This window comes from Kitasatospora sp. NPDC059462, assembly GCF_042749955.1.
Taxonomy (GTDB): Bacteria; Actinomycetota; Actinomycetes; order Streptomycetales; family Streptomycetaceae; genus Kitasatospora.
The window spans coordinates 1-15,909 of record NZ_JBHYUU010000181.1 but is presented as its reverse complement, the minus strand read 5'-3'; the positions used below and the strand labels follow the sequence as shown (position 1 = coordinate 15,909).

Here is a 15,909-nt window from a genome sequence, read left to right as displayed (position 1 = left end):
GCTCGGCACCCAGCCGTTCCCGGCCCCGGCCCCGGCCGCGGCCCAGAGCCCGGCTCCGGTCACGGCTCCGTCCCCGGCGGCCCCGCCCGTCCGGACCGGTTCGCCGATCAACGACCCGGGCCTCCAGCCGGCCCTGATCACCGCCGCCGCCGCCGCCCTGCTGGCCGGGGGCGCGGCGCTCGGCCAGGTGGCGCTCGCGCTGGTGCTCGTCCTGCTCCAGGGCCTGACGGCGGCCGGCTGGTTCCGGCTGAACGGCATGTGGCCGGCCCGCCAGGGCATCGCGCTGGCGGCGCTGTCCGGCGTGGTGGCCGACGTCTCGGTGCTGCTGGCCGACGAGGACGGTGGCACGGCCGCCGTGGTGGGCACGCTCGGCGGGTTCTTCCTGCTGGTCCTGGTGCTCCAGACGTTCCGGCCCGCCGATCCCAAGGAACGGTTCTACGCGCTCACCGTGCTCGGCTCCGCCACCGTGGTGACGGTGCTCTGCACCGCGCTGCTGCTGGCCGACTGGGTGCCGGCGGCGGTCGGCGCGGTCGCGCTGGCGACCCTGCTGGCCGCCGCGCCGCTGCCCGGCCCGCGCTGGTCGGGCCCGCTGCTGGGCCTGCTCGCGGCGGTCGGCCTGGGCTTCGCGGTCGGCGCTCCGCCGTTCCTGGGCCTGGCGGCCGGGCTCGGCGCGCTGATCGGGCGCCGGGTGGCCGGGTACGACTTCCCGTCCCGGTTCGTGCACATGACGGCGGGCGTGGCGCTGCCGCTCGCGGTCGCCGCGCCGCTGGTGTGGATCGCCACCGCGCTGCTCGGCTGACGGCCGTGCCGTCCCGCCCCGGAACCATGCTCCGGGGCGGGACGTCGTACGGTCGTGCGGGAGCGGCCGCACCGGAACGGCCCGGTCCGCCGGAGCGGGGGCGGGCGACAGCGACCGGCGACGACGGGGGAGAGCGATGCGCGGCTGGCTGAAGGCGACGATCGGCGTGGTGGTGCTCTCGGGAGCGCTGGTGGGCGCCGACCGGATCGCGGTCGGTGTCGCCGAGGACGAGGCGGCCGAGCAGATCCTGAAGAGCGGCCGGATGAGCGGCAAGCCGGACGTCTCGATCGAGGGCTTCCCGTTCCTCACCCAGGTCGTCTCGCGGAAGCTGGACGACGTGCGGATCTCCTCGGACGGGCTGACCGTCGGCGAGGGCAAGGACAAGGTGGCCCTGCACGCGTTCCAGGCCGAGCTGTCCGGGGTCGAGGTGAGCGGGAACATGAGCAGCGCCACCGTGGACCGGGGGAGCGGCTCCGGGCTGATCACCTACGCGGACCTCTCCCGGCTGCTGCCGCCGGCCTCGGAGCTGGTGCCGAACGCGGGCCGGCTCTCGCTGGGCACGGGCACCCGGCTGAGCCTCTCCTACGGCGGTCCGGGCAAGGTCAAGGCCTCGTTGGGGCCGTTCCCGGTCGGCGAGGCCGCGGTGCACAGCCAGGGCAACACCGTCACGGTGGACGGCTTCGAGCTGAGCGCGATGGCCTCCCTGCTGGCCGGGGTGTCCGACCGGGCCATCGACCCGATCAGCTTCACCCTCTCCGAGCTGCCCGCCGGGCTGGACCTGTCCTCGGTCACGCCGCAGGAGGAGGGTTTCCGGCTGGGCTTCGACGGCAAGGACGTCAAGCTGATCGGCTGACCCCCGCCGCGCCTCTCCCCCCGTTCCCCCGTTCCCCCGTTCCGCTCCGCGAGACGCGCTGTCCAGCACCGGCCGCGGAGCGGTGGCGTACCCGCCGCCGGGCCGGGCCCGGCGCACCCGCCGTCCCGGCTCCGGCCGGTTCCGGTCGCCCAAGAACAGGTCAAATCCCATGATGCGAGCCATTCGGTCTCGCTATTCGATACGCTGATGACAGCGGGCGTCCGGTGTCCCTAGCATCGTCCGCATGAAGCGACAGACGGATCTCACCAAGCGGCGGGCGGTAGACCTGTGCCGCGTGGCCGCCTGTCTGTGTCGAATGCGTTAACTCGGCGTCCAGGCAGGGCAGTTGCCCCCGCCGCCGATTTCTTCCGGCGATCGCCGACGGCCCCTCGGCCGGGCTTCGCCGCCGTACTTCTCCACGCACCGCCCGGTCGCGCCGTACACCGCCGTCAGTCCCACTATTCGGACATGAATTCGGACCGGTGGCCGACGGGCGACCAGCACCACCGCTGAGCAGCAGCACCCGAAGCAGCGAGCACCTTCCGCCAACCGCCCCCGGATGGAGAACATCACCATGAGCCGCAGCGACGTCCTGGTCGACGCCGACTGGGTCCAGGCCCACCTGGACGACCCGAAGGTCGTCATCGTCGAGGTCGACGAGGACACCTCCGCCTACGAGAAGAACCACATCCGCAACGCGGTCCGGATCGACTGGAAGACCGACCTCCAGGACCCGGTCCGCCGCGACTTCATCGACCAGGCCGGCTTCGAGGCGCTGCTCAGCGCCAAGGGCATCGCCAACGACGACATCGTCGTCCTCTACGGCGGCAACAACAACTGGTTCGCCTCCTACGCCTACTGGTACTTCAAGCTGTACGGCCACGGCGACGTCCGCCTGCTCGACGGCGGCCGCAAGAAGTGGGAGCTGGACTCCCGCGACCTGGTCGTCGAGGTGCCGCAGCGCGCCGCCACCGCGTACAAGGCGCAGGCCGCCGACTCCTCGATCCGGGCCTTCCGCGACGACGTGATCGCCGCCATCGGCAACCTCAACCTGGTCGACGTCCGCTCGCCCGACGAGTTCTCCGGTAAGCTGCTCGCCCCGGCCCACCTCCCGCAGGAGCAGTCGCAGCGCCCCGGCCACGTGCCGAGCGCGCGCAACATCCCGTGGGCCAAGAACGCCAACGACGACGGCACCTTCAAGAGCGACGACGAGCTCAAGGCCCTCTACGAGGCCGAGGGCGTCGACCTGGCGAAGGACACCATCGCCTACTGCCGCATCGGCGAGCGCTCCGCGCTGACCTGGTTCGTGCTGCACGAGCTGCTCGGCCAGGAGAACGTGAAGAACTACGACGGTTCCTGGACCGAGTACGGCAGCCTCGTCGGCGTGCCGATCGAGCTCGGCAACTGAGCCTCCGGCTCCACCCGTAAGGCAGAAGGGAAACAAGACAATGTGCGGTGCGAAGGCCGGCGGCCCGGACCTGGCAGGAGTTGACGTGGCGAACGAGACGATCATCCAGGGTTCGGTGACCCGCGACGGCGAGCCGGTCAACGGCTACGTGCGACTGCTCGACGAGAACAACGAGTTCACGGCCGAGGTGCCCACCTCGGCGACCGGCCAGTTCCGGTTCTTCGCCCGCCCGGGCAAGTGGACCCTGCGCGCGCTCATCCCGGGCCAGACCGTGGACCGCCAGGTGGTCGCCTCCCAGGGCAACCTGACCGAGGTCGCCATCGCCGTCTGACCGGCGACGGAACAGCATGACCGGGGGCCCCTGCCGAGCGGGGGCCCCCGGGCATACCGTGGAAGGGTGCAGACCCGCCGGCGCCGCCGCTACTACTACGCCATGATGGGCGTCTGCCTGGGCCTCTTCGTGCTGGCCTGGGGAGCGGTGCGGTTCGTCTCCGTGCCGGCGGCCGTGGCGCTGTGCGTGGTCGCGATGGTCATCCCGCCGGCGGCGGCGGTGTTCGCCAACCGGCGCGACCCCGAGGACGACTGGTGGGACGACCCGCGCTGGGAGGACCCCAAGTGGGACGACCCCGGCCACGACCGGGACCGCCCCGACCACGAACCCCGTCAGTAGACGAGCGCCTGCACGTCGTCGGCCATGATCTCGCTGACGAAGACCTGCGCGCCCGCGATCCGGACGCCTTCGAGGGTGTCCTGCTGCTCGATCCCGCGCCGCGCCGCGCACTGGGTGCACAGCGTGAGCGTGCCGCCGGCCAGCACCGACTCCAGCAGGTCCGGCAGCGGCGCCGCGTGCGGCAGCTCGAACTCCGCCGCCCGCCCGGGCAGGGCGAACCAGGCCGACTCGCCGGTCAGCCAGAGCGAGACCTCGATGCCGCTGGCGACGGCCACCGCCGCCACCGTGAACGCCTGCGAGCACCGCTCGGGGGCGTCAGCCCCGGCGGTCACCTTGATGACGAGCTTCTTCTTCTGGGCCATGCCGACACCCTAGATCGCCGACGTGGTGGGGCTCACCGAGACCCTCCCCCACCCGCCGGATAGAGTGAGCGGCAGCAAAATCCACCACACTGTCGCCGCAATGGGAGCCCCCCGTGTCCGGTCTGGAAATCTTCTTCGACGGTCTGCTGGCCCTCATGGCCGTGCTGATCACCTGGTTCGCCATCTTCTCGGTGATGAAGCTCTACCAGGGCCAGCGCTGAGCGCCACTGCCGTACGGTTGAAGTACTCCCGCACCGACGACAGCGACCAGGAACATGATCGAGATCCCCTCTGACCTCCACAAGGACGTCGTCCCGCTCGCCTTCCTCCTCGGCACCTGGGAGGGCGCGGGCGTCTACGCCCCTCTGCCGGGTGAGGGGGGCCCCGGCGCCGAGAAGTGCAACTTCGGCCAGGAGATCGTCATCCGCCACGACGGACGGCCCTTCCTGGAGTTCCGCTCCCGCACCTGGGTGCTGAACAGCGAGGGCGAGAAGGTCCGCCCGCTGGAGAACGAGCACGCCTTCTGGCGGATCACCAGCAACCAGCACGGCACCAGCGGCGCCCGCGGGGTCGAGATCTCGTCCGTCCGTGACGACGGCACGGTGGAGATCTGGTACGGCGAGCTGGCCGACGGCAAGCCCCAGATCGACGTCTCCACCGACGCGGTGGCCCGGATCGAGGGCTCCCCGGAGTACTCGGGCGGCAAGCGGCTCTACGGCTTCGTCAACGAGGAGCTGCTCTGGGTGGGCGAGAAGGCCGCCCCGAACGTGCCGCTGCGCCCGTACATGTCCGCCCAGCTGAAGAAGGTGCTCTCGCCGGCCCAGCTGATCAAGGACATCAACGACCTGCCGGACGACGGCATCGCCTTCTTCAAGTAGGCGTGCCCGCCCGCGAGTCGCGCACACGGTAGGGACCGGCCCGGGGCCGGTCCCTACACTTGCTCCAGGACCCCCGACGTTTGGCAGGGACAGGACCGTGGCGGACACCGGCACCACCGACTGGCAGCTCTCCGGCGACTGGAAGGCCGACCTGCGCGAGCGCGGGTACCGGCTCACCCCGCAGCGGCAGCTCGTGCTGGAGGCGGTCGACGCGCTCGACCACGCCACCCCGGACGACATCCTCTGCCACGTCCGGCAGACCGCCAGCGGCGTCAACATCTCCACCGTCTACCGGACCCTGGAGCTGCTGGAGGAGCTGGGCCTGGTCTCGCACGCCCACCTCGGGCACGGCGCCCCGACCTACCACCTGGCCGGCCGCCACCACCATCTGCACCTGGTCTGCCGGGACTGCGAGAAGGTCACCGAGACCGGTACCGAGATCGCCCAGCCGCTGATCGACAGCCTCCGCGACCAGCACGGCTTCGACACCGACCTCAAGCATTTCGCCATCTTCGGCCGCTGCTCCGACTGCACCGCCGAGCGCGCCGCGGGGCGGTCGTAAGCTTGCCGGTATGACCGGTCTGAAGAGTCCGCTGCTTGCCCTGCCCGGAGCCGTCCCCGCCGAGGGGACCGACGAGGGCGTCGCCGCCCACTACGGCGACCTCTTCCGCGAGCAACGGAACCTCTCCCGGGGGACCGGCTTCGTGGACCTCTCGCACCGCGGCGTGATCACCGTCACCGGCGCGGACCGGCTGAGCTGGCTCCACCTGCTGATCACCCAGCACGTCAGCGCGCTGCCGCCGCAGCAGGCCACCGACGCGCTGGTGCTCACCGCCAACGGGCACGTCGAGCACGCCCTCTACCTGGTCGACGACGGCACCACCACCTGGGCGCACGTCGAGCCGGGCACCCAGGAGGCGCTGGTCGGCTACCTGGAGAGCATGAAGTTCATGTACCGGGTCGAGGTGGCCGACGCGACCGCCGACCACGCGGTGGTCCACCTGCCGGCCGGCTCCACGGCCTCCGCCGAGGGCGCCGTCGCCGTCCGCGAACTGTCCTACGGGCGGGACCTCTTCCTGCCGCGCGCCGAGCTGGCGGAGCGGACCGCGGGCTACGGCCCGGCGGCCGGCGTCTGGGCGTACGAGGCGCTGCGGATCGAGGGCCACCGGCCGCGGCTCGGCTTCGAGACCGACCACCGCACCATCCCGCACGAGGTGGACTGGCTGAACACCGCCGTCCACCTGCAGAAGGGCTGCTACCGGGGGCAGGAGACGGTGGCCCGGGTGCACAACCTGGGACGGCCCCCGCGCCGGCTGGTCTTCCTGCACCTGGACGGCACCGAGGAGGTGCTGCCCCCGCACGGGACGGAGGTGCGGCTCGCCTCCGACCCGCAGGGGCGGGCGCTCGGCTTCGTCACCTCCTCGGCGCGCCACCACGAGCTGGGGCCGATCGCGCTGGCCATCGTGAAGCGCAACGTCCCGGTGGACGCGGTGCTGCTGGCCGGCACGGTGCCGGGGACGCAGGACGTGATCGTTCCCCAGTAGGGGAGTCAGACCTCGACGATGACGGTGAACGGGCCGTCGTTCACCAGGGCGACCTTCATGTCGGCGCCGAAGCGGCCGGTCCCGACCTCGGCGCCGAGCGCGCGCAGCTGGGCGACCACCTCGTCCACCAGCGGCTCGGCGACCGGCCCGGGCGCGGCGGCGTTCCAGGTGGGGCGGCGGCCCTTGCGGGCGTCGCCGTAGAGCGTGAACTGGCTGATCACCAGCAGCGGCGCGCCGATGTCCGAGCAGGACCGTTCGACCCCGTCGCTGCCCGCCGGCAGCAGCCGCAGCGTCCACAGCTTGCGGGCCAGCTGGGCCGCCTTGGCGGGGGTGTCGTCGTGGGTGGCGCCGATCAGGACGCAGAGCCCGGGCTCCTCGATCGCGCCGACGGTCTCGCCGTCCACCGTCACCCTGGCCTCGGTCACTCGCTGCACCACTGCTCGCATGCGGCCATTCTGCCGGAGCCGGTGGGGGCGTGAGCACGCCCCCGGGGGCGCTCCGGGCAGGGGTGCGCGCCGGGTAGCGTGCGCCTGCGCGCACCATGGCGGCGTTCTCCCTGCGAAAAGCTTCGGTCGTATCAGCCACCCCTCTTCGCCAGGGGGCCGTTCGGGTGCACGGGCGGTGCGGCGGCGCCGGGCGGGGTGGCACGCTGGGGGACCGTACGAGGACGGGTCCGCCGCTCCGCCGCACCAGGCGGGGCCGGCCGGCGCGTCCGAGGTCCGGGGCGCCGAGGTCCGCCGCGCCGGGCCCGGTTCGGCCGGGCGGCCGAGCCGGTAGGTCAGGCGTTCTGGCCGTGTCGCCCCGGTGGGTGGCCACGGCCGGGGGCGGGAACCTTCGCAGGCGTCCGGGCGTGCCTCCGGACGGGAACGCGCCGTCGGCGCGGGCGGCGGTTGACGGGCCGGACCGGCGGCAGGCGACGGGGCGCCGCGAGCGGGTGGGATCGGGACGACGGCAGGTGGTTGGTTGATGGACGCGATCAGCACGGCGCAGGACCGGCACGGGCGGCTGCCCGAGGGGCCCGGGGCCGGCCCCGAGCCGGACCTCGGACGCTTGGGCCTGGACCAACTGCGGACGCTGCGCCGGGAGACCCTGGAGCAGGAGGCCGACCTCTCCTACCTGCGGAGGCTGCTGCACGGCCGGATGGACATCCTGCTGGCCGAGCTGGACCGCCGGCCCGGTGCCGGGGCGGCCCGGCCGGCGGACGCGGCGGAGCCGGCCGGCGCGGCCCTGCTGGAGCGGCTGCCGGCCATCCTGACGGACGCGCCGTCCAGCGTCCGCCGCTCGGCCCGGCACGTCACGCTGGGGCCGCCGCGCGGGCAGCAGTCCCAGCTGGAGGCGGACGCGTTGATGGGCGACGTCCAGCTGGCCGACCTCGCCGCGCACCCGGCCGAGGAACTGCTGGCGGCGCTGGAGCGGCTGCGGGCGCACGAGCGGGAGGTGTCCGGCCGGCGGCAGCGGCTGCTGCGGACGGCGGACGGCTGCAACGCCGAAATCACCCGCAGGTACCGTGATGGGGAAGCACGGGTCGACGACCTGCTCGCAGGCGGCCCGCTCTGACAGGTGCGAGGGCCGCCGGGGGCGGGGGACGGGCCCGGCTCGCCCCCCGGTTCACCCTCACCTCCGGAAGGCTTTCGCCATGTCCAATTCCGCCGCCCTGCCCGTGCTCGCCGAAGTCGTCCGCTCGGGTTTCGTCGAGGGCCGGCACCACGGCTCGCTGGTGCTGCTGGCCGCCGACGGCTCGGTCGACTTCGCGCTGGGCGCGCCGGACGCGCCGGTCTTCCCGCGCTCCTGCGCCAAGCCCTTCCAGGCCGTGGCCACGCTGCGGGCCGGGCTGGCGATCGAGGGGGAGCTGCTGGCGCTGGCGGCCTCCAGCCACTCTGCGGAATCGTTTCACCTTGACGGCGTGCGACGGATCCTCGCCGGTGCGGGGCTGGACGAGTCCGCCCTGCGCACCCCGGCCGACCTCCCCCTCGACGACCTGGAGGCGGAACTGCACCTGCGCTGGGGCGGCGACCGCTTGCCGATCCTGATGGACTGCTCCGGCAAGCACGCCGGCTGGCTGGCCGCCTCGGTGGCCAACGGCTGGCCCACCGACAGCTACCTCGACCCGGAGCACCCGATCCAGCGGCTGGCCCGCGAGGCCCTGGAGGAGGCCGTCGGCGGCCCCGCCGCGCACGCCGGGGTGGACGGCTGCGGCGCACCGCTGCTGGCCGTCGGCCTGACCGGCCTGGCCCGCGCCTACCGCGCCCTGGTGCTGGCCGAGCCCGGCACCCCGCAGCGCCGGGTCGCCGACGCGATGCGGGCGCACCCCGAGTACGTGGCCGGCACCCGCCGGGCCGACACCCGGCTGATGCGGGCGGTGCCCGGCGCGCTGGCCAAGATGGGCGCGGAGGCCGTCCAGATGGTGGCCCTGCCGGACGGGCGGGCGCTCGCCTTCAAGATCGACGACGGCGCCGAGCGGGCCCGCGGCCCGGTGCTGGCCGCCGCGCTGCGCCGCCTCGGGGTGAGCACCGGGGACGCGACGCTGGAGCGGATCGCCGCCTCGCCGCTGTTCGGCGGCGGCGTGCGGGTCGGCGAGGTCCGCGCGGCGTTCTAGCCGCCCGGCGACCCCCTCCGACCCCCTGCGACTCCCTTCGCCTCCTTCCGACTCCTTCCGAATGCGGAGCGGCGGCCCCCGGTGCACGGTGGACCGGGGGCCGTCGCAGAGCTGAGGAGTCCGCCATGAGCGAGCACGTGTACCGGGTGACCGAGATCGTCGGGTCCTCGACCGAGAGCATCGACGCCGCGATCCGCAACGGCATCGAGCGGGCCTCCCGGACGCTGCGCCACCTCGACTGGTTCGAGGTCTCGCAGATCCGGGGCCACCTCGCCGAGGGCCGGATCGAGCACTACCAGGTGTGCATGAAGGTCGGCTTCCGGCTGGACGACGAGGGCTGAGTCACCCGCGCTCCGGCAGCACTAGCGGCAGTCCCGTGCGCGGATGCGGCAGCACCTCGACCGGGTGCCCGTACACCTCGCTGAGCAGCGGCGCGCGCAGCACGTCGGCCACCGGCCCGTCGGCGACCGTCGCGCCGCCGGTCAGCAGCACCACCCGGTCCGCGTAGGCCGCCGCGAGCGACAGGTCGTGCAGGACGACGACCACGCCGTCCCCGGCGGCGGCCCGGGCCCGGGCCAGCCGCAGCACCAGTTCCTGGTGGCGCAGGTCGAGCGCGGCGGTGGGTTCGTCGAGCAGCAGCAGGGCGGTGCGCTGGGCGAGCACCCGGGCCAGGGCCACCCGGGCCCGTTCGCCGCCGGAGAGGGCGGTGAACGGGCGCCCGGCGAAGGCGGCGGCCTCGGTCGCGGCCATCGCCTCGGCGATCACCCGCTCGTCCTCGGCGGCGGCCGCCGTCCCGGCCCAGGGCGCGCGGCCCATCCGGACCACCTCGTCGGCGGGGAACGGGAAGGACAGCGCGGCCGCCTGCGGCAGCAGCGCGCGGCGCCGGGCGAGGTCGGCGGGCCGGTAGCCGGCCAGCGGGCGGCCGTCCAGCCGGACCTCGCCGGCCGTCGGCACCAGGTCGCCGGCCAGCACGGACAGCAGGGTGGACTTGCCGGCGCCGTTCGGCCCGAGCAGGGCGACCACCTCGCCGGCGGTGACCCGGACGTCCGCGCCGGCCAGCAGGTCGCGCCCGCCGACGGTCAGCCGGACGGCCTCGGCGGTGAGCAGTTCGGTGCCCGGGGCGGGCCGGCCGGGCACCTCGGGGCGGCCGCGCAGCGTACGGAGCCTCATGCCCAGCCTCCCTGCTTGGTCCTGGTGCGGCGCAGCAGCCAGAAGAAGAACGGGCTGCCGATCAGCGCGGTGAGCACCCCGAGCGGGAGCTCGGCCGGTTCGGCCAGGGTGCGCGCGGCGAGGTCAGCGGCGACCAGGACGAGCGCGCCGCCGAGCGCGGAGGCGGGCAGCAGGAAGCGGTGGCCGGGGCCGGCGACCATCCGCAGCAGGTGCGGGACGACCAGGCCGACGAAGCCGATGATGCCGCTGACCGCGACGGCGGCGGCGGTGAGCAGGGCGACCACGGTGATCAGCACCAGCCGCATCCGCTCGACGTCCACGCCGAGGTGGCGGGCGGGCCGTTCGCCGAGCGCCAGGAGGTCCAGCGAGCGGGCCCAGCGGGGTGCGACGGCGAGGCCGACGAGCGCGAACGGCAGGACGGCGAGCACCTTGCCCCAGGTGGCCTGGGCGAGCGAGCCGAGCTGCCAGAAGGTGACCTGGCTGATCGCCGCGGAGTCGGCGGTGAACAGGAACAGGCCGATCAGCGCGCCGCAGAAGGCGTTCACCGCGACACCGGTGAGGATCAGCGTGACCACCTCGGTCCGGCCGCCGGAGCGGGACATCGCGTAGACGGCGAAGACCGTCAGCAGGCCGGTGGCGAAGGCGGCGACGGTCACCGTCCAGGTGCCGAACGCGTCCAGGCCGAGCACGATGCAGCCGACCGCGCCGACCGCGCCGCCGGAGGAGACGCCGATGACGGCCGGTTCGGCGAGCGGGTTGCCGAACACGCCCTGCATCAGCGCGCCGGCGCACCCGAGCGAGGCGCCGACCAGCAGGGCCAGCACCACCCGGGGGAGCCGGACGTTCCAGAGCACCGACTCGGGGACGCGGTCGAGCGCCTGGCCGCCGAGGCCGATCCGGTGGGCGACCGAGGCGAGGATGTCGCCGAGCGGGATGCGGTAGGCGCCGGTGCCGGCCGCGAGCAGGGCGAAGAGCAGCAGGGCGGCGGCGAGGCCGACGGTCAGCAGGGTGGTGCGGCTGGTGCGGCCGGCCACGGGGAGGCTCTTGCCGGTGACGGCGGCGGTCACCGGGCGGTCCTCGGGTAGAGCTGTTCGGCGATCTCGTCGATCACCTGCGGGGTGCGCGGGCCGTAGCTGAGCAACTGGCCGTCCTCGACGGAGACGATCCGGCGGTCGAGCCCGGCCGGGGTCTGGGCGACGCCGGGCAGCTTGAGCAGGCCGTCGACGCCGCCGACGGAGTCGAGTCCCTTGCTCATCACCAGGATCGCGTCGGGGGCGGCCTTGACCAGGGCCTCGCTGGTGAGCGGGGTGAAGTCGCCGCCGAGCCCGGCGGCGGTGCCGGCGTCCTCGCCGCCGACCGCCTCGATCAGCGAGCCGGCGCCGGAGGCCGGGCCGCCGAGCAGGTAGACCGAGGCGCTGCCGCGCAGGTAGAGGAAGGCGACCTTGGGGCGGCGCTCGACGGCGGGCAGCGCGGCCCTGGCCTCGGCGATCCGCTGCTCGGTGCGCTCCTTCAGCTGCCGTCCGGCGTCGGGGACTCCGAGGGCGGCGGCGACGGTGTCGATGCGCGGGCCGACGTCCTCCAGCCGCTTGGCGTCGTCCAGGACGAGCAGCGGGACGCCCGCCGCGCGGATCTGGGCGATCGCCTCGGCCGGGCCGGTGGAGCGGTCGGCGAGCACGACGGTGGGGTGCAGGGAGAGCACGCCCTCGGCGGAGACGTCGTGGGCCTGGGTGATCACGGGCAGGGCGGCGGCCTGCTCGAAGGTGGTGGAGACGTCCCGGGCGACCACCCCGGGGCCGAGGCCGAGGCTGAAGACGATCTCGGCCAGGCTGCCGTTGAGCGGGATGATCCGCTCGGCGCTGGTGACGGTGACCGTCCGGCCGTCGGCGGAGGCCGCGGTGGCGGGCAGCTGGGGGGCCGGGGCGTCGGGCAGCGGTTCGACGGCGTCCGGGGCGCGCGAGCCGGTCCCGGTGGCCTCGCCGGTGGTGCCGGTGACGGAGCCGCAGGCGGTCAGGGCGAGCAGCAGACCGAGGAGCAGCAGCAGGATCGCGGGGCCGCGGGCGGCCCGATGTCGGGTGGTACTGCTGCTCAACGTCGTTCCCTTCGTCGGGAGTTGTCGCCGCCGGTGAGTGGGGTGCGGGGGTGCCCGGCGGGGCTCTTGACTCATATATTAGGTTAGCCTTACCTAAATCTCGCAAGGGGGTCGGTCGTGTGCCGACCCCGCTTTCCCCTGTCGCGCCGAGGAGTGATCCGCGTGCCTCTGCCCCATCGGCTCCGCCGTCCGGCCGCCGTCCTGGTGGCCGTCCTGGCGGCCCTGTTGACGGTCGCCCTGCTGCCCGGCCGGGCGGTGGCGGCCGAGGGGAGGGTGTCCGGCGGGCGGCTCGACTGGGGGATCAAGCAGTCCTTCCTGACGTACGTCACCGGGCCCATCGCCAAGGGGAGTTGGTCGCTCACCGGCGGCGCGGCCACGGTCGCCGGCAGCGGCTTCCGGTTCCACTCCGCCGCCGGCACCTACGACCCGGCGAGCGGCGCGCTGAGCGTCGCGTTCTCCGGCGGCGTCCGGTTCACCGGGCACCAGGAGGACGGCGCCAACGCGCTGGACCTGAGCATCGGGAAGCTCACCTTCCGGGCCGCCGCGGGCGGCGCGGCCGGGCTCTACGCGGACGTCACCAGCAAGTCCCGGGAGACCGGGCAGGTCAGCAGCGCGAGCCAGGCCAAACTGGCGGACCTCTCGCTGTCCGGCGTCGACCTGCGCGGCGCGGCCGGGACCCTGACGCTCAGCAACGTCCCGGCGACGCTGACGGACGCGGGGGCCAAGGCGTTCGCCGGGTTCTACCCGGCCGGGACGGCGCTCGACCCGGTCAGCCTGTCGGTCAACCTCCCGGCTTCGCAGCCGACCCAGGCCGCGCCGACCACCCCGGCGGCCCCCGCCGCCGCGCCGACCGCCGCGCCGACCGCCGCGCCGACCGCGACGCCGAGCGCCGCCCCGTCGCCGGCCGCCCCGGCTGCTCCGACCGCTCCGACCGCTCCCGCGACCCCGACCGACACCCCGGCCCCGACCGACACCCCGGCTCCGACGAGTGCTCCGGCCGCCGCCGTCACCGAGTTCGGCAACGGCGCGCTCGACTGGGGCGTGCGCCGGACCTTCCGCGACTACGTCACCGGTGCGATCGCCCAGGGCCGCTGGGAACCGTCCGGCGGCGCGGCGGACGGCGGCGCGTTCTTCCGCTGGACGCCCGCCAAGGGCAGCTACGACCCGGCGAGCGGCGCGGTGACGGCGGCCTTCTCCGGCAGCGTCCGCTTCACCGGCCTGAAGAGCGGTGACGGCTACGGCCTGGACCTCACCGTGGCCAACCCGGGCGTCACCGTCGCGGACGGCAAGGGTGTGCTGCGCGCCGACGTCTCCGGTCGCACCCCGGACGGCGCCGCGCAGCAGCTCACCGGCGTGGAGCTGGCGACCTTCGACCCGGCCGGGCTCAAGGCCGAGGGCGGACTGCTGAAGGCCGTCGAGCTTCCGCTCACGCTCACCGAGCCGGGTGGCAGGGCTTTCGGCGGCCTGTACCCGGCGGGCACCGCGATGGACCCGCTGAGCTTCGCCGTCGCCCTCGACCCGGCCGCCGCCCTCCCGCCGCTGCCGGACATCGGCAGTGCCCCGGCCGTCGCGCCGAGCCCGTCCGCCACGCCGGTCGCGGCCACGGTCGACGGCGGGGGCTCGGACGGTGTGCCGACGACGGCCGTGGTGGCCGGCGGCCTGCTCGCCGTCGCGCTGGCCGCGGCCGGTGGGCTGTTCCTCGTCCGCCGTCGTCGGGCCTGACCCCTCCCCACCTCCTTCCCCCGTTCATCGATCGGAGTTCCCCCATGTCCCGCAACCGCACCCGGCTGGCCGCCCTGGCCGCCGTCACCGCCGGCCTCGGCCTGACCGCTTTCGGCGCCCCGGCCCTGGCCTTCGGCGCCGGCGCGCCGAGCAGCGTCACGTACGACACCGGCGCGCTGGACTGGGGAGTGAAGGCCAGCTTCCGCAACTACATCGAGAGCCCGGCCTCCCAGGGCGGCGCGATCGAGCTGACCGGCGGCGCGACCCGCAACGCCGACGGAACCTTCCACTTCGGCCTGGTGAGCGCCAAGTACGACCTCACCACCCACGCGCTCAGCTCCTCCTTCACCGGCGGCGTGCACTTCACGGCCCACCACGGGGCGCTGGACGTGGCACTCAGCGACCTGAAGATCACCACGTCGGGGACGGCCGGCACGCTCACGGCCGACACCGCCTCCAAGGAGTCGATGGGCGCGGCGGAGGTCACCAAGCGGGACGATGTGCCGCTGGTGACGTTCACCGTCGGCCGGGACACCACGACGGGCGTGCCGACGGCCGCGAAGCTGACGGAGGAGGGCGCGAAGGCGTTCGCGGGCTTCTACCAGGCTGGCGCGGACATGGACCCGCTGGCGCTGCTGCTCCAGCAGAGCCCGGCCACCCCGTCCCCGACGGCGACGCCGACCGCCACGGCTACGCCTACGGCCACTCCGACGGCGACGGCGACGGCGACTCCGACCCCGACCGCCGAGCCGTCCACCACGGCCACCGCCTCCCCGTCGGCCACCGCGACCGCCGAGCCCACGGCCACCGCCACCGCTTCGCCGTCCGCCACGCAGACCCCGACGGCCACCGCTTCGCCGTCCGCGACCTCGTCCCCGTCCGCCACCGGTACCCCGTCCGCCACCGGTACCCCGTCCACCGCGCCGAGCGGCAACGGTGAACTCGCGGTCGTCAACGGCACGTTGGACTGGTCGGTCAAGGAGAGCTTCCGCAAGTACCTGCAGAGTCCGGTGGCCAACGGCAAGGTCGAGTTCGGCGGCGGCGCGGCCGACTACCGCTTCGCCGGGGCGAACGGCAGCTACAACACCAAGAGCCACACCCTGTCGGCGGGCTTCGCCGGCTCGGTGCGCTTCCTCGGCCACCCGGCCGCCGGTGGCGGGTACCAGCTCGACACCGCGCTCTCGAAGCTCGGCCTGAGCATCTCCAAGGACGGCGCTTACCTGACGGCCGACGTCAACGCCAAGTCCCTGGACGGGAAGACGACATCGCTGTCCGGCGCGCGGATCGCCAAGCTGGACGTGTCGAAGGCGAACCTCACCCCGGTGAACGGTGTCGTCACGCTGAATGCGGTTCCGGCCACCCTGACCGCCGAGGGCGTCCCGGCCTTCGTCAACTACAAGGAGGGCGACGCCCTCGACCCGGTCACCGTTTCGCTGGCCTTCGACAAGAACGCCCAGCTGCCCACCACCCAGCCGAGCAGCGAAGGTGCGGCGGGCGGCACCACCACCGGTACGACCGGTTCCACCGGCACCGGCACCGGATCCGGGACCGTCGGCGGCGCCTCCCTGACCACCACCGGCGGCGCGACGATCGGCGGCACCGGAGTGCTGGCCTCCACCGGCTCCTCCACCCCGGTGGCCCCGCTGCTGGCCACCGCCGGCGGCCTGCTGCTGCTCGGCGGCGGCGCCACCGCCCTGGCCCGCCACCGCAAGTCCGCCAGCGCCTAATGCGGGCTGCGGAGTAGGAAGTCGGCGGATCCGACTTCCTACTCCGGCACGCTGGACAACGTCATCCGGTGGCCCTCGCTCGATCAGAGCG

General features: G+C 74.2%; 19 protein-coding genes. 14 read left to right on the top strand and 5 right to left on the bottom strand.

Annotated elements, in window-relative coordinates:
- From ACFXAM_RS31720 to ACFXAM_RS31695, 6 genes are all read left to right on the top strand, one after another.
- Window positions 1-799 (top strand): hypothetical protein (locus ACFXAM_RS31720; RefSeq protein ID WP_380296470.1); only part of this gene is annotated, 799 nt, incomplete at its 5' end.
- Window positions 800-935: 136 nt separating this feature from the next.
- A complete protein-coding gene (locus ACFXAM_RS31715) occupies window positions 936-1,652 on the top strand; it encodes a DUF2993 domain-containing protein (protein WP_380296468.1) in 717 nt (238 codons plus the stop codon).
- 244 nt (window positions 1,653-1,896) lie between these two features.
- Entirely contained in the window at window positions 1,897-1,977 is an 81-nt protein-coding gene (locus tag ACFXAM_RS31710; protein ID WP_350517234.1) for an Ms5788A family Cys-rich leader peptide, read from the top strand.
- A 249-nt stretch (window positions 1,978-2,226) separates the two neighbouring features.
- Window positions 2,227-3,060 (top strand): sulfurtransferase, encoded by an 834-nt coding sequence (locus tag ACFXAM_RS31705; protein ID WP_380296467.1) that lies wholly within the window; start codon window positions 2,227-2,229, stop codon window positions 3,058-3,060.
- A 40-nt stretch (window positions 3,061-3,100) separates the two neighbouring features.
- Window positions 3,101-3,391: a DUF1416 domain-containing protein gene (locus ACFXAM_RS31700; RefSeq protein WP_344343425.1), complete on the top strand. Its 291-nt coding sequence runs from the start codon at window positions 3,101-3,103 to the stop codon at window positions 3,389-3,391.
- Window positions 3,392-3,457: 66 nt separating this feature from the next.
- Window positions 3,458-3,730: a DUF3099 domain-containing protein gene (locus ACFXAM_RS31695; protein WP_380296466.1), complete on the top strand. Its 273-nt coding sequence runs from the start codon at window positions 3,458-3,460 to the stop codon at window positions 3,728-3,730.
- On the opposite strand, the gene ACFXAM_RS31690 is transcribed toward ACFXAM_RS31695, so the two are convergent.
- A complete protein-coding gene (locus ACFXAM_RS31690) occupies window positions 3,724-4,092 on the bottom strand; it encodes a DsrE family protein (RefSeq protein WP_380296464.1) in 369 nt (122 codons plus the stop codon). The two genes, ACFXAM_RS31695 and ACFXAM_RS31690, sit on opposite strands and share 7 nt — an antisense overlap.
- Before the next feature lie 275 nt (window positions 4,093-4,367).
- Here ACFXAM_RS31690 and ACFXAM_RS31685 point away from each other — a divergent pair, with 275 nt between their 5' ends.
- From ACFXAM_RS31685 to ACFXAM_RS31675, 3 genes are all read left to right on the top strand, one after another.
- Window positions 4,368-4,970: an FABP family protein gene (locus ACFXAM_RS31685; protein WP_380296462.1), complete on the top strand. Its 603-nt coding sequence runs from the start codon at window positions 4,368-4,370 to the stop codon at window positions 4,968-4,970.
- A 97-nt stretch (window positions 4,971-5,067) separates the two neighbouring features.
- Window positions 5,068-5,532, top strand: coding sequence for a Fur family transcriptional regulator (locus ACFXAM_RS31680; RefSeq protein ID WP_380296460.1), 465 nt, complete (start codon window positions 5,068-5,070; stop codon window positions 5,530-5,532).
- 19 nt (window positions 5,533-5,551) lie between these two features.
- Window positions 5,552-6,514: a YgfZ/GcvT domain-containing protein gene (locus tag ACFXAM_RS31675; protein ID WP_380296472.1), complete on the top strand. Its 963-nt coding sequence runs from the start codon at window positions 5,552-5,554 to the stop codon at window positions 6,512-6,514.
- A 5-nt stretch (window positions 6,515-6,519) separates the two neighbouring features.
- Here ACFXAM_RS31675 and dtd read toward each other — a convergent pair whose 3' ends face one another.
- Window positions 6,520-6,960: a D-aminoacyl-tRNA deacylase gene (gene dtd, locus ACFXAM_RS31670; RefSeq protein ID WP_380296459.1), complete on the bottom strand. Its 441-nt coding sequence runs from the start codon at window positions 6,958-6,960 to the stop codon at window positions 6,520-6,522.
- A 520-nt stretch (window positions 6,961-7,480) separates the two neighbouring features.
- Between dtd and ACFXAM_RS31665 the strand changes: the two genes are divergently transcribed.
- From ACFXAM_RS31665 to ACFXAM_RS31655, 3 genes are all read left to right on the top strand, one after another.
- Complete coding sequence (locus ACFXAM_RS31665; protein WP_380296458.1) at window positions 7,481-8,071, top strand: ABC transporter substrate-binding protein; 591 nt, start codon at window positions 7,481-7,483, stop codon at window positions 8,069-8,071.
- A 79-nt stretch (window positions 8,072-8,150) separates the two neighbouring features.
- Window positions 8,151-9,110, top strand: coding sequence for an asparaginase (locus ACFXAM_RS31660; RefSeq protein ID WP_380296456.1), 960 nt, complete (start codon window positions 8,151-8,153; stop codon window positions 9,108-9,110).
- Window positions 9,111-9,235: 125 nt separating this feature from the next.
- The gene (locus ACFXAM_RS31655) at window positions 9,236-9,451 is read left to right on the top strand and encodes a dodecin (RefSeq protein WP_380296454.1); all 216 of its coding nucleotides are present in this window, start codon (window positions 9,236-9,238) and stop codon (window positions 9,449-9,451) included.
- A 1-nt stretch (window position 9,452) separates the two neighbouring features.
- Here the strand turns inward: ACFXAM_RS31655 and ACFXAM_RS31650 are convergent, their stop codons facing one another.
- The 3 genes from ACFXAM_RS31650 to ACFXAM_RS31640 are packed head-to-tail and all read right to left on the bottom strand — an operon-like array spanning window position 9,453 to window position 12,369.
- Window positions 9,453-10,280: a heme ABC transporter ATP-binding protein gene (locus ACFXAM_RS31650; RefSeq protein WP_380296452.1), complete on the bottom strand. Its 828-nt coding sequence runs from the start codon at window positions 10,278-10,280 to the stop codon at window positions 9,453-9,455.
- Window positions 10,277-11,347, bottom strand: a complete 1,071-nt coding sequence (locus ACFXAM_RS31645) for a FecCD family ABC transporter permease (RefSeq protein ID WP_380296450.1) — start codon at window positions 11,345-11,347, stop codon at window positions 10,277-10,279. The genes ACFXAM_RS31650 and ACFXAM_RS31645 overlap by 4 nt, the downstream gene beginning before the upstream one ends.
- On the bottom strand, window positions 11,344-12,369 hold the full coding sequence (locus tag ACFXAM_RS31640) for a hemin ABC transporter substrate-binding protein (protein WP_380296449.1): 1,026 nt from the start codon (window positions 12,367-12,369) through the stop codon (window positions 11,344-11,346). The genes ACFXAM_RS31645 and ACFXAM_RS31640 overlap by 4 nt, the downstream gene beginning before the upstream one ends.
- 162 nt (window positions 12,370-12,531) lie before the next feature.
- On the opposite strand from ACFXAM_RS31640, the gene ACFXAM_RS31635 reads away from it, so the two are divergent.
- Window positions 12,532-14,091, top strand: a complete 1,560-nt coding sequence (locus tag ACFXAM_RS31635) for an HtaA domain-containing protein (RefSeq protein WP_380296447.1) — start codon at window positions 12,532-12,534, stop codon at window positions 14,089-14,091.
- A 44-nt stretch (window positions 14,092-14,135) separates the two neighbouring features.
- Entirely contained in the window at window positions 14,136-15,818 is a 1,683-nt protein-coding gene (locus ACFXAM_RS31630; protein WP_380296446.1) for an HtaA domain-containing protein, read from the top strand.
- The last annotated feature ends 91 nt before the right edge of the window (window positions 15,819-15,909 follow it).